Source organism: Methylobacterium sp. NPDC080182 (genome assembly GCF_050281105.1).
Lineage (GTDB): Bacteria > Pseudomonadota > Alphaproteobacteria > Rhizobiales > Beijerinckiaceae > Methylobacterium.
The window spans coordinates 39,953-52,931 of record NZ_JBNNWO010000007.1; the positions used below are offsets into that span (position 1 = coordinate 39,953).

At 70.9% G+C, this 12,979-nt stretch carries 12 protein-coding genes; 1 reads left to right on the forward strand and 11 read right to left on the reverse strand.

All coding sequences use genetic code 11. The features are described 5' to 3' along the window. Positions 1-41: 41 nt before the first annotated feature. The 8 genes from ACQKQD_RS13825 to ACQKQD_RS13860 all read right to left on the reverse strand — a co-directional run bounded on the left by ACQKQD_RS13825 (position 42) and on the right by ACQKQD_RS13860 (position 8,483). Complete coding sequence (locus ACQKQD_RS13825) at positions 42-917, reverse strand: RNA polymerase factor sigma-32 (protein ID WP_012320644.1); 876 nt, start codon at positions 915-917, stop codon at positions 42-44. A gap of 315 nt (positions 918-1,232) precedes the next feature. After that, positions 1,233-1,838: a CarD family transcriptional regulator gene (locus ACQKQD_RS13830; RefSeq protein WP_020092694.1), complete on the reverse strand. Its 606-nt coding sequence runs from the start codon at positions 1,836-1,838 to the stop codon at positions 1,233-1,235. Between the two features lie 503 nt (positions 1,839-2,341). Then, positions 2,342-2,680 carry a ferredoxin FdxA gene (gene fdxA / locus ACQKQD_RS13835; RefSeq protein ID WP_020092693.1) on the reverse strand — a complete coding sequence of 113 codons (339 nt, stop codon included), beginning with the start codon at positions 2,678-2,680 and terminating at the stop codon, positions 2,342-2,344. A gap of 217 nt (positions 2,681-2,897) precedes the next feature. Beyond that, the gene (locus ACQKQD_RS13840) at positions 2,898-3,206 is read right to left on the reverse strand and encodes an RNA-binding S4 domain-containing protein (RefSeq protein ID WP_427508627.1); all 309 of its coding nucleotides are present in this window, start codon (positions 3,204-3,206) and stop codon (positions 2,898-2,900) included. Positions 3,207-3,216: 10 nt separating this feature from the next. Beyond that, positions 3,217-6,570, reverse strand: a complete 3,354-nt coding sequence (locus ACQKQD_RS13845; RefSeq protein WP_427508726.1) for a helicase-related protein — start codon at positions 6,568-6,570, stop codon at positions 3,217-3,219. 101 nt (positions 6,571-6,671) lie between these two features. Next, positions 6,672-6,980, reverse strand: a complete 309-nt coding sequence (locus ACQKQD_RS13850; protein WP_331297813.1) for a hypothetical protein — start codon at positions 6,978-6,980, stop codon at positions 6,672-6,674. A gap of 200 nt (positions 6,981-7,180) precedes the next feature. Next, positions 7,181-7,471, reverse strand: a complete 291-nt coding sequence (locus ACQKQD_RS13855; RefSeq protein WP_020092689.1) for a DUF1330 domain-containing protein — start codon at positions 7,469-7,471, stop codon at positions 7,181-7,183. Between the two features lie 94 nt (positions 7,472-7,565). Next, a complete protein-coding gene (locus ACQKQD_RS13860; protein ID WP_427508727.1) occupies positions 7,566-8,483 on the reverse strand; it encodes a DUF3108 domain-containing protein in 918 nt (305 codons plus the stop codon). Positions 8,484-8,861: 378 nt separating this feature from the next. Here ACQKQD_RS13860 and rpmB point away from each other — a divergent pair, with 378 nt between their 5' ends. Beyond that, on the forward strand, positions 8,862-9,164 hold the full coding sequence (rpmB, locus tag ACQKQD_RS13865; protein WP_012320636.1) for a 50S ribosomal protein L28: 303 nt from the start codon (positions 8,862-8,864) through the stop codon (positions 9,162-9,164). A gap of 349 nt (positions 9,165-9,513) precedes the next feature. On the opposite strand, the gene cobT is transcribed toward rpmB, so the two are convergent. From cobT to cobS, 3 genes are read right to left on the reverse strand one after another with little or no spacing between them, the layout of a single operon-like run. Beyond that, positions 9,514-11,418, reverse strand: coding sequence for a cobaltochelatase subunit CobT (gene cobT / locus ACQKQD_RS13870; RefSeq protein ID WP_020092686.1), 1,905 nt, complete (start codon positions 11,416-11,418; stop codon positions 9,514-9,516). Positions 11,419-11,423: 5 nt separating this feature from the next. After that, positions 11,424-11,930: a DUF29 domain-containing protein gene (locus ACQKQD_RS13875; RefSeq protein ID WP_427508628.1), complete on the reverse strand. Its 507-nt coding sequence runs from the start codon at positions 11,928-11,930 to the stop codon at positions 11,424-11,426. 5 nt (positions 11,931-11,935) lie between these two features. Further along, on the reverse strand, positions 11,936-12,919 hold the full coding sequence (cobS, locus tag ACQKQD_RS13880; protein ID WP_012320633.1) for a cobaltochelatase subunit CobS: 984 nt from the start codon (positions 12,917-12,919) through the stop codon (positions 11,936-11,938). Positions 12,920-12,979 lie beyond the last annotated feature (60 nt).

Here is a 12,979-nt window from a genome sequence, read left to right on the forward strand (position 1 = left end):
CTCGGGGCCGGGCTTCGCGTCGGTGTCGCTACCGTGTGGGCTCAGCCGATATGCGGGCTGCCGGTGGCGGCGGGGAAGCGGTCGGCCAGGGCGCGACGCAGCTTCTCCAGGGCCCGGTTCTCGATCTGGCGGACGCGCTCCTTGGAGATGCCGAGCCTCTGGCCCAGGGCTTCCAGGGTCGCCTGATCCTCGGCGAGGCGGCGCTCGCGCAGGATGCGCAGCTCGCGCTCCGACAGCACGGTCAGGGCCTGCTGGAGCCAGCTCAAGCGACGCTCGCCGTCGACCGTGGCGCTCACGGTCTCGTCCGGCAGGTCGGCGCCGTCGACGAGGAAGTCCATCCGCTCCGAGGAGGCGTCGCTGTCCTCGCCCACGGGGGCGTTGAGCGACATGTCGGGACCGGAGAGGCGCGCGTCCATCAGGGCGACGTCGTCCCGCGACACGCCGATGGCGCTGGCGATGCGGCGGTGGATCTCGTCGCCGACATGCTCCTCGGTGGATTGCATCAGCCGGGCGCGCAGCCGCCGCAGGTTGAAGAACAGGGCCTTCTGCGCGGAGGACGTGCCGCCGCGCACGATCGACCAGTTGCGCAGGATGTAATCCTGGATCGACGCGCGGATCCACCACGTCGCGTAGGTCGAGAAGCGGACGTCCCGCTCGGGCTCGAACCGGGCGGCGGCCTCCATCAGGCCGACATGCCCTTCCTGGACGAGATCGGCCATGGGTAGGCCGTAGTGACGAAAACGCCCCGCCAGGGCGATGACGAGGCGCATATGGGCGGAGATCAGTCGGTGGAGGGCCCGCTCGTCACGCTCGTCCTTCCAGCGGACGGCGAGGCCGCGCTCTTCTTCCCGGGCCAGGAAGGGTGCCTCCATGGCAGTCCGTATGAACTGCCGTCGAATTCCCGCGATCTCAGCCATCCGCCTGCCTCTTGTTGTCGAGTGCTGTTGCGGCGTCGAGCCGATAGCCCGACGCGCAGGCGCCACCGGGAGGCGACGCCAGGCAACCGACAACGGAAGGCAAAACGCGAAAGTTCCGTCCCGATGCCCCACAATGCGACAACCGGGCGGCCACGAAATCGTGTTCCGTCCCGATCAGATGGGATCCGGCCGCGCGCCGTCCAGCCCGGATGTCCCGAAGCGACCGGGCCGGCGCGCCGGTTCGGACCAGTCCGGGCACAAAAAACCCGGCCACAGGGGCCGGGTTCGATGTCGTCCGCGGGGGGGAAGCGCGCCTCAGGCGGCCTCCTCCTGAATGTCGTCGCCCTCGCTGTCACCGTCGGCCTCGGCCTCGGGCTCCGCCTCGTTCTTCGCCCGGCGGGGCGACTTGGCGAGGCTCTGCTCGATCAGCTTCAGGGCCTCGGTCTCGGTGATGCGGTTCACCGACGAGATCTCGCGCACGATCCGGTCCAGGGCAGCCTCGTAGAGCTGGCGCTCGGAGTAGGACTGCTCCGGCTGAGCCTCGGACCGGAAGAGGTCGCGCACGACCTCGGTGACGGCGAGCAGGTCGCCCGAGTTGATCTTGGCCTCGTATTCCTGCGCGCGGCGCGACCACATGGTGCGCTTGATCCGGGCGCGGCCGGTCAGCAGGTCGAGCGCCTTCTTGACCAGTTCCGGCTCGGCGAGCTTGCGCATGCCCACGCTGTTGGCCTTCGCGGTGGGGACGCGCAGGACCATCTTGTCCTTCTCGAACGATACGACGAACAGCTCAAGCTTGTAGCCGGCGATCTCCTGCTCCTCGATCGCGGTGATGCGACCGACGCCGTGGGCCGGATACACGACAGCCTCGCCGGTCTTGAAGCCCTGCCGGCCTGCGGTCGTCGTCTTCTTGGCTGTGGTCATGCGAGAAGGGCCTCCACTGGCGCGCAGCGTTCGGCGCCGCGCGAAACCGTGTTCTTCCGGGCGGGACACCCGGTCTGCCTCGCCGCTCCCGGACCCGGCGCCGAGCGCACGAATCCGGGCGTTCCCCGGCGCGGCCGTGCAAACGCCTGGCCCGCCCGCCGAAGTCACCTTCAGCGGTCGAGCGCGTACTACTCCTAACCCACGAAAAGCGAAGGCGTTTCAGCCGGAGGGAGCACGTCAGGCGCGAGCGACGGCAGGCGGATTGTCTACCACAATCCGGCGCGCAGATCAAAGCATCCCTGAAGACGCACGCGCGGACCAAGCGCGGCGCCAAAGAGTTTTACACTGGTGCGGCGGGACAGGAATGACCTGGCCGCGTATCAGGCCCTCGTATGACGCAGCCCCGCCGCGGGGTTCAGAGGCGGCACGGGCCCGACAGATCTTCCCGCAATCTGGGAAGCGGGCCGCGGGCCGGCGTCAGAACCTGCGGGGCCGGCGCGGGGTCAGTCGCCCGAGCCGGGGTTGGGCGAGAAATGCGCCTCGAGCTTCCCGCTCTTGCCGTCCCAATCCTTGGCGTCGGCCGGGGCTTCCTTCTTCTGCGTGATGTTGGGCCAGGACTTGGCGTAGTCGGCGTTCAGCTTCAGCCACGTGTCGAGATTCGACTCGGTGTCGGGCTTGATCGCCTCGGCGGGGCATTCCGGCTCGCAGACGCCGCAATCGATGCACTCGTCTGGATGGATGACGAGCATGTTCTCGCCTTCGTAGAAGCAGTCCACCGGACAGACCTCGACGCAGTCCGTGTACTTGCACTTGATGCAATTGTCGGTGACGACGTAGGTCATCGGATGTCTTCGTCCTAAAACTCGACTTGGCCCGGGCGGAGCCTGGGGACGGCCCGCACGCCCGGAGGGTGCTGCGAGGGGAACGCCGGTGAGACCCGACACTGGGACGGATCTCGGAGGCCCACGGCTCTAGACGCTGCCTCCCGGACTGACAAGCGTGCGGGCGCCGCAAGGGTTCGCGTCGGGTCGCTCGCGCGGCCGCTGTGGCGCGACCTCATCACTCGGACGGCCCGTCCGGACCGTCCTCGACCGACAGGGTGCCGCCCGACAGGTCGTCGTAGAGGAGCCGCGCCTCCGACGCCGGGCCGCGGCGCAGGCCGAGACCGAGGACCCGCACGGCCAGGGTCGCGTGGGGCGCCGCCACCGTGACCACGTCACCGATGCTGATGGCCTTCGCGGGGTTCTCGGCCCGGCTGCCGTTCACCCGCACGAAGCCGTCGGAAGCCAGCCGCGCCGCGAGCGACCGGGTCCGCGCGAAGCGCGCGAACCACAGCCACTTGTCGAGGCGCTGCCGGTCCTCGCGCATCCGCCGCGGATCAGCGCTTCCCGCCGTCGCCGGCCTCGAGCTGCGCCTTCAGGGCCGCGAGCTTGGCGAAGGGCGAGTCCGGATCAGGCGCCCGCTCGCGCCGCGGCGGCCGCTGGTCGGGCCGCGGGCCGGAATGGCGCTGCTCGGCGCCGCGCTGGTCGTCGCGGCGTTCCGGACGGCCGCCCTCAAAGCGGTCGCGGCGCGGGCCGCGGTCCCGGCCGGGGCGCGGGCCACCGTCGCCCTCGGCCCGGCGCTGCTCCGGCCGGCCACCGTCGGGACGCCCCTGTCCCGAATGCTGGCCCTGCTGGCCGCCGTCGCGCCCCCGACCAGCCCCGCGGGGACGGTTCTGCGGGCGCTGGTGGGCCGGGCGCTGGTGGCGCTGCAGGCGCCAGACCTCGATCTGCGGGATCTCGGCTGCGCCCTCGCCCTCGGCACCAACGGCCTCGGCCGTCTCGGCCGTCTCGGCCGCGTCGGGCTCCGCCTCGGCGGCCGCGTCGGGCGCGGTCTCCTCGGCGATGGGTTCGGCCGCCGGCGCGGCGTCCGCCTCGGCCGGCTGCTCCGCCTCGGCGTGGGGCGACTCGGTCGCAGATGTCTCGGTCGCGAGCGCCTCGGTCGCGGGCGCCTCGGTGGCCGCGTCGACCGGCGTGCCGGCCGACTCGTCCGCAGTCTCGCCCTCGGCGGGCTCCGCCTCGAGGGCGGCCGGGGCTTCCTCGGCCGCGTCAGCGTGATCGGCGGTGGTCTCGACACCCTCGGCGGCCGGGGCCTCGTCGCCGACCGGCTCGGCGGCATCAGCCTGCGCGGCGACAGCCTCCTCGGAGGACGCCTCGGCGGCGGTCGGCGCCGCCGGCGCGGTGGCGGCAGCGGGGACGAGCGGCACCGTGATGGCCGGGCCGGGGCGCGCCTCGGAATTGTAGCCGAGCGACTTCAGGATCGAGGCGAAATCCTCGCCCGAGCATCCGACCAGCGAGGTCATGCCGACGGTGGCCACGAAGCCGTCGCCGTCGGCGGTGCCGTCCGGCGGGGCGCCCGGGGTGGTACCGGGCCGGTAGGCGATCGCCGGGCGGATCAGGTCGGCGAGCCGCTCCAGGATGTCGACCCGCACCGCCCGCTCGCCGCTGACCCGGAAGCCGGCCGCGCGGTAGAGGCCCTTGGCGATCTCGCGGTCGACCTTGATCGAGGTGCGGCCGGAGCCGGCGAGATGCGCGATCTCGTCGAGGCCGCGCTGGTCGAGGCCGCCGTTGCGCAGGGCCCAGAGCTGGGCCGCGAGCGTGCGGGGCGCCGGCTTCAGCAGCGCCGGCAGGAAGATGTGGTAGGCGCCGAACCGGACGCCGTGGCGGCGCAGGGCGCCGCGGCCCTCCTGGTCGAGGCTGCGCATCTCGTGCGCCACCTTCGAGCGCTCCAGCACGCCGAGCGCCTCGACGACTTGGTAGCCGATTCCCTTGGCGAGGCCAGTCAGGTCTGCCGCGGTCTCGATCTCCATCAGCGGCCCGAGCAGCCGCACGATGTAGGCCTTCAACCACGCGTCGAGGCGCGCCTCGACCTTCTCGCGATGCGCGCCGGTCAGGCTGTCGTCCGCCAGCAGACGGATCTGCGGGGCGAACAGCTTCTCGCCGGGGGTGAGCTTGGCGACGGGCGCGCCGGTCCAGCGGATCGTGCCGTCGTGCGAGAGCACGAGGGTCGAATCGGCCGTTGCCGAAAACCGCTCGGCCCGGGACTCGATCTCCCCGGCGAGCGCCTTCTCGGCGGCGCTCCTCAGGGTTTTGGCCTCGTGCCCCTCGGCGCTGGCATCGGGAACGAACAGGAATCCGTGAAGGTGGCCGACATGCTGACCCTCGACGGTGACGTCACCGTCGGCGGTGATCTGGGCTTCGAGCATCGTGTTCTCTCTCAGGCGCCGCATCAGGACGCTTGTGCGCCGGTCGACGAAGCGGCTCGCGAGGCGTTCGTGCAGGGCGTCGGACAGCCTGTCCTCTACCCGACGCGTCTCGCCCTGCCAATGTTCTGGGTCGCGCAGCCAGTCGGGACGGTTCGCCACGAAGGTCCAGGTGCGTCCCTGGGCAATCCGGCGGGACAGCGTGTCGATGTCGCCGTCGGTCCGGTCGATCATCGCGACCTGCTCGGCGAACCACGTGTCGGGGATGCGGCCCGCCATGCCCTTCATGAGGAACCGGTAGAGCTGCGCCACGAGATCGGCGTGCACCTGCGGGTGGACCTTGCGGTAATCCGGCACGCCGCAGACGTCCCACAGGCGGCGCACCGTGGCGGCGCTCCGCGCCATGTCGCGGATGTCGTCCTCCTTCATGAGGATCTCAAGAGCCTGCTGGTCCTCCCCCATGGGCGCGCGCGTCAGGCCCGATTCGCGCGGGTGCTCGTCGAGGCTCGCCTGCAGGCCTTCGAGGCTGCCGAAGCTGAGATCCGGGTTGCGCCACTGCAGGATGCGCAGGGGATCGAAGTCGTGGCTCTCCAGCCGCTCCACCAGCTCGGCCTCGAAGGGCGGGCAGCGTCCGGTCGAGCCGAAGGTACCGTCCGCGAGGTGGCGGCCGGCGCGCCCCGCGATCTGGCCCATCTCGGCGGGGGTGAGCTTGCGGAAGCGGGTGCCGTCGTACTTCCAGTTGGCCGCGAACGCGACGTGATCGACGTCGAGGTTGAGGCCCATCCCGACCGCGTCGGTGGCCACGAGGTAGTCGACGTCGCCCGCTTGGTACATCTCGACCTGGGCGTTGCGGGTCCGCGGCGACAGGGCGCCGAGTACCACCGCGGCGCCCCCGCGCTGGCGGCGGATCAACTCGGCGATCGCGTAGACCTCCTCGGCCGAGAAGGCGACGATGGCGGTGCGCCGCGGCAGGCGCGACAGCCGCTTCTCCCCCGCGAAGGTGAGTTGCGAGAGCCGCGGCCGGGTCGTCGTGTGGACGTTGGGAATGAGGTCCTGGACCAGCGGCAGCATGGTCGAGGAACCGATCAGCAGAGTCTCCTCCCGGCCGCGGACGTAGAGCAGGCGGTCGGTGAAGACGTGGCCGCGGTCCATGTCGGCGGCGAGCTGGATCTCGTCGATGGCGACGTACGCCACGTCGAGGTCCCGGGGCATCGCCTCGATGGTGCAGATCCAGTAGCGCGGACGGTCCGGCTTGATCTTCTCCTCGCCCGTGACGAGGGCGACCTTCTCGGGGCCGACCTTCGCGACGACGCGCAGGTAGACCTCGCGGGCGAGCAGCCGCAGGGGCAGCCCGATCATGCCGGTCGGGTGGGCGAGCATCCGCTCGATGGCGAGATGCGTCTTGCCGGTGTTGGTCGGCCCGAGGACCGCGGTGACGCCGCGGGCGCGGGCCTCGCGGGACAGCGAGCGGCTGGGCGTGGGGCGGAGCAGCGCGTCGATGGTCGGCGGTTCCTTCGAGCGGGAAGGCCGTCGCGGCGCCGTCGCGGCGCGGGCGGGGAGGCGGGTTCGACCGGCCGACCGCGTCAGGGACGCTAGGGCCGGTACGGTCCTCCCCCATATGGGATGCCGCCGCCGCCAGGTCCAATCTGCGGCGTGATCATCGGGTAGACGTCGATCTGCGTCGTCGTCGCGCCCGGCTGCGGCGCGAGGTCGGCGCAGAGCGTGTCGGGTGTCGCGACGAGGGGGCCGCGGCGGGGCGGCCTGTTCTCGACGACCTCGGCCGACGAGAAGGCGTCACCGCCGCACCCCGGATCGGCGGACCCGGCACTGAGGGACTGCGCCGCGGCCGGCCCCGCGAGCGCGGCCAGGGCGAGGGCGATTCGGAGGGCAGGCGAGCACATCCGGGCATTATCGCCGGGAACGTGAAGATTCCTTCCACCCGCGCAACCGCGGACCACGCCGCGATCGCGCCCGCCGGCACGGAATGCGGGGCACCGCGGGCGCGCGACTCTGTCCGTCCCCGCGCCCTTGCCGGGTCATTTCGCGGCTTGGGCGCGGAAGACGCGGCCCGCGTCAGGTCCGGTTGTGACCGGGCCGGCGATCAGTCGACACCCTCGACGAGCACCACCTCGCCGATGCCCGCGGGCCGGCGCTTGGCTACGGCAGCCTGGTACTCGGGCGAGAAGTAGTAGGTGCGCGCCGCCTCGTAGGACTCGAATTCCAGCACGACGTTGCGCGGACGGCCCTCGCCCTCCAGCGCCTCGCAGCGGCCGCCGCGCACCAGCGGCTTGCAGCCGTACTTGCGCATCGCCTCGGAGGCCATGGCGGCGTAGTCCTTGTAGGTGTCCGGGTCGGTGACCGTCATCCGTACGATGATGTAGCCCTTGGGCACTGCTGACCTCCCCGCGCGGCTGCCGCGCCGCGCCGAGGTGCCGGGAAACCGGCCGCCGGTCAAACGCTCCCTGCGGCAGCTGCCCGCGCAGCCGCTACTGCCCGGGCAGGCTCGCCTGCACGACACTGTTGCCGGCGGCGCCGGCCGTGCCGGTGGTCGTCGGCGTGCCGCTCTGGCTCCAGCGGGTGGCCTCGATGATGTTGGTGCCGATCGTGGTGAGCACCGAGATGCGCAGCGGAATCAGGACGCGCGTCCCCTCGACGGGGGCGAGCCAGACCGACATCTCGCGGTTCTCCTCCATGAACTTGACGCCCGGCCGGTCCGGCCGGTGGCCGGCGACCGCTTGGTAGCGGGCGTTGCATACGAGGACTTGCCCCGCATAGCCGGGCTTCTGCACCGGGCGGGTCTCGGCGTAGCTCAGCACCACGTTGAAGCGGGTGGCGCCGTCGAAGACCGGCAGGGTCCGGTTGCAGTTCTCCGGGTCGAGGGGCTCGCCGCGGCCCTGGGTCGGCATCAGCAGCGCGCTCACCGGGTCGATGATGCCGCGCTTGTTGGCCGGGGTGACCGGCACGCGGTCCTGCATGTCGACGAGCGGCGGCGTGATCTCGGCCTGGACGACGTTGCCGCGCGCCAGGGCCATGCGCACCGCGATGCCGGAACTCGCCGTCTGGGTCGCGATGGCGAAGGCGCCGGGCTGCGGCGCGGCCGAGAAGCTTCCCGAGGCCCGGGCGGAGCCCTTGCCGCCGGTGATCGCGCCGACGAGGCCGGTGAGCACGGCCGACACGTCCATCATGTAGCGGTCGCGGTCGAAGGAGCCGGCCAGGCGGGCCGTGCCGATCGGGAGACCGGCGAGGTTGATGCCGTAATCGACCGCCACGGTCGCGGCGGCGGGCGCGGCCCGCTTGGCCCGCGACGTCCGCGCGCCGGCATCGGTCGGGGCCGCGAAGGCCGCGACCGCGAGGAGGCTGCCCGCGAGGCGCCCGGCAGCGTGCTTCTTCGACGGCTTGATCATTCGACGGATTGGCGTGGCGCTCATGATCCGGATCGCATCCCAGGGCGGGCGGGCCAAGACACTCGCTCGAACGCACCCTCTCGAACACACCCGCTCGCCGACGTCCTCTGCGACGCACGGAGCGGGGAGAGGCGCCTTCCTGCAGGTGGAAGAAGGCTATATCCCGGCATCGTGGTTAACAGACCGTTGGTCGTCCGGCGCGATGCTGAACCCCGCCGGCACCTTGACGCACCGCGCCTTCGTCGCCTATAGGCTCGCGCCTTCAACAGGACTCCGCCGGACCTGGAACACGCAATGGGCGCCGCCCGCTGCGACGATGATCGCGCCGGCCGCGATCGGGTCTTCACCGGGCGGAACGAGACGGGATCGTTTTTTATCATGGCGCGCCGCTGCGAACTCACCGGCAAGGCCGTTCAGGTCGGCCACCTCGTGAGCCACTCGAACCGCAAGACCAAGTGCCGGTTCCTGCCGAACCTGTGCAACGTCACCCTCCAGTCCGACGCGCTGGGCAAGCGCGTCCGCCTGCGGGTCACGGCGCACGCCCTGCGCTCGGTGGAGCACCGCGGCGGCCTCGACGCCTTCCTGATCAAGGCCGGCGAGGGTGACCTGTCGCAGACTGCCCGCCTCCTGAAGCGCGAGATCCATAAGAAGCTCGCCGAGACCCCGGCCGCCGCGGCCTGAGTCGTCGGGCTTCACGCCCCTATCGGACGGTTTGAACCGCCGTGGCCGTCGAGGCCGCGGCGGTTTCCGCTTGTTTGCGGCTGGCATGCCACTTCAAGCAATCCAGAGCTCGGCCGCAGGCTGCCGTCAATGTCCGGCCGATGCCCCTGCGCCGTCGTTGCGAGCGGAGCGAAGCAATCCAGGCGGCGCCACGTGGACAAGCCCCGCGCCGCCCTAGGTCACTTCGCTTCGCTCGTGATGACGGAGGGGGCTTCGCCGTCCAAGTTGCGAACATGAACCGTGTCGAGGTTCGGATCTGCCAGCTTCCTCGACGCGGATCGTCTGTTGCGCGCGGCAGCGCGCGGCGTGATTACCGCCGCCCGCCCGCTGCGCGCAGCATCCGCCCCGTCGGCGCCGCGCCGTCCTCCTCGAACAGCTCGGCGAGCTTCTCGGTCATCGCCCCGCCGAGCTCCTCGGCGTCGATGATCGTCACGGCGCGGCGATAGTACCGGGTCACGTCGTGGCCGATGCCGATGGCCAGCAGTTCCACCGGCGAGCGCGTCTCGATCTCCTCGATCATCCAGCGCAGGTGCCGCTCCAGGTAGTTGCCGGCATTCACCGACAGGGTCGAATCGTCCACCGGCGCGCCGTCGGAGATCACCATCAGGATCTTGCGCTGCTCCGGCCGTCCGAGCAGGCGCTTGTGCGCCCAGTCCAGGGCCTCGCCGTCGATGTTCTCCTTGAGCAGCCCCTCGCGCATCATCAGCCCGAGGTTCTTCCGCGCGCGCCGCCAGGGCGCGTCGGCCGACTTGTAGACGATGTGGCGCAGGTCGTTCAGGCGGCCGGGATTCGGCGGCTTGCCGGCGGCGAGCCACGCCTCGCGGCTCTGGCCGCCCTTCCAGGCGCGGGTGGTGAAGCCCAGGATCTCCACCTTCACGCCGCAGCGCTCCAGTGTCCGCGCCAGGATATCGGCGCAGGTCGCCGCCACGGTGATCGGCCGGCCGCGCATCGAGCCCGAATTGTCGAGGAGCAGCGTGACCACCGTGTCGCGGAAATTGGTGTCCTTCTCCTGCTTGAAGGAGAGCGGCTGGTACGGGTCGATGACCACGCGCACGAGCCGCGCCGGGTCGAGCTGCCCCTCCTCTAGGTCGAACTCCCAGGCGCGGTTCTGCTGGGCGAGGAGGCGGCGCTGGAGCCGGTTGGCGAGGCGGCCGACCACACCCTGCAGGTGCGAGAGCTGCTTGTCGAGGTAGGAGCGCAGGCGCGACAGCTCGTCGGCGTCGCACAGCTCCTCGGCGTGGATGACCTCGTCGAACCGCGGATTGAACACTTTGTACTCGGGCCCGCGCGCCTCGTTGCCCTGCCGCTGCGGCGGGCGCGAGGCCTCCGAGGCCTCCTCCGACTCCGCGTCCTCGGCCTCCTCGGGCAACTCACCAGACGGTGCGTCGGCGGATTCCTGGGCGCCCTCCTCGATCTCGTCGGAGGCCTCCTCGGAGGTCTCGATCTCGGCGCGCTCGCCCTGGCTCTTCTCCTCCGAATCGCCCTCGCTGGGGTTCTGCTCGTCGTCCTGGGCGTCGTTCTCGTCGTCGTTCTCGTCGTCCTCCGCGTCGAACGGCGTCTCGTCCGACATGTCGAGGGAGGTGAGGAGGTCGCGCACCGAGCGGGCGAACTTGCGCTGATCCTCGATCGAGCCGAGCAGCCCGTCGAGGTTCGGGCCGGCCTTGGCCTCGATATGCTCGCGCCACAGCTCGACGATCTTGGTCGCGGCCTCGGGCGGCTTCTGGCCGGTCAGGCGCTCGCGCACCATCAGGGCGACGGCATCCTCCATCGGAGCGTCGGCCCGGTCGGTGATGGACTCGTACTTGCCGCCGCGATGGTAGCGGTCCTCCAGCATCGCCGAGATGTTGCTGGCCACGCCCGCCATCCGGCGCGACCCGATCGCCTCGACCCGGGCCTGCTCGACCGCGTCGTACACGGCGCGCGCGGGTGCGTTCTCGGGGGCGAGACGGCGGTGGACGGCCACGTCGTGGCAGCCCAGCCGCAGCGCCATGGCGTCGGCGTTGCCGCGCAGCACCGCGACGTCCTGCGCCGAGAGCTTGCGCGGGGGCTCAGGGAGGCGGGCCTTGTCGCCGGTGAGCGCCGGCCGGTCGGTCGCGTAGGTGACCTCGACCTCGGAGCGCCGGGCGATGGCGCGCAGGCACCCGGCCACCGAGCGCTTCAGGGGCTCGGCCACGGGTTCGCGGCGCTCGCCGGGCTTGCGGTTGGAGATGGACATCAGCGCTACCGGTCGTCCTCGAACGCGAAGGGGCGGTTCAGGATCTCGTCCCAGCTGTAGGGACAGTCCGCGGGCAGGGTTTCGGGCGATCGCTTCATCTCGCGAGCGGCTCGGATCCGACCGACCCGGTAGCCTTCGCTGGCGGCTTCGGCGATGCGCGGCTTGAGACCTGGATTTTTGCGCACCTGCCTGTCGATCCGCACGCGCTGTTCCGCAATCGTCAGCGACCAGCTTCGGCTGCGCCGCTCGGGCTGGTGATCCCATTTGAGGGCGTGGGCGAGAAGCACCTCGATCGCGCTCTCGAGCTTATCGTACTGCTCCGAACCCACGTCGCTCAGCTCCTCGGCGATGTTGTCGAGGTCGAGCGCGTCCACCCGGCCGGCGCGGAGCAGTGCCACCTGCTCCTGAACCCAGGTGTAGAGATCGTCCGCGTGGCGGGTCCGTCCCCGCGCGTGCGCAGTCGCCGGGGCGTCCTCGCGCGTCGGGGTCGGATGCGCCATCGCGTCCTCCATGCGGGTCAGCTCAGCGCGACGTTCACCGCGCTCTCGGGCAGCTCCTTGCCGAAGGCGCGCTGGTAGAACTCGGCCACCAGCGTCCGCTCCAGCTCGTCGCACTTGTTGAGGAACGTCACCCGGAAAGCGAAGCCGATATCCTTGAAGATGTCGGCGTTCTCGGCCCAGGTGATCACCGTGCGCGGGCTCATGACGGTGGAGAGGTCGCCGTTCATGAAGGCGTTGCGGGTGAGGTCCGCCACGCGCACCATCCGGTTGACGATGTCGCGGCCCTGGTCGCCCCGGTAATGCGTCGCCTTCGACAGCACGATGTCGACCTCGCGGTCGTGCGGCAGGTAGTTCAGCGTGGTGACGATCGACCAGCGGTCCATCTGACCCTGGTTGATCTGCTGCGTGCCGTGATAGAGGCCCGACGTGTCGCCGAGGCCCACCGTGTTGGCGGTGGCGAACAGCCGGAAGGCCGGGTGCGGGCGGATCACGCGCTTCTGGTCGAGGAGCGTCAGCCGGCCCGAGAGCTCCAGCACGCGCTGGATCACGAACATCACGTCCGGGCGGCCGGCGTCATACTCGTCGAACACGAGCGCGACGTTGTTCTGCAGCGCCCAGGGCAGGATCCCGTCCTGGAAGGCGGTGACCTGCTTGCCGTCCTGCAGGACGATGGCGTCCTTGCCGACGAGGTCGATGCGCGAGACGTGGCTGTCGAGGTTGATCCGGATGCACGGCCAGTTCAGCCGGGCGGCGACCTGCTCGATATGGGTCGACTTGCCGGTGCCGTGATAGCCGGTGACCATCACGCGGCGGTTGCGGGCGAAGCCGGCCAGGATCGCGAGCGTCGTCTCCCGGTCGAAGATGTAGTCCGGGTCGACATCCGGCACGTGCTCCTCGGGCTCGGCGAAGGCCGGCACCTTGAGGTCGAGGTCGATGCCGAAGACATCGCGGACGGAGACGGTGCGGTCGGGCAGCGCGGCGGGCGTAGCGTCAGAGAGCATTCGGAACCTCGTGAGGCGCGGGCGCTCCACTTCCAAACAGTGAAGCATCCGCGCGGAAGG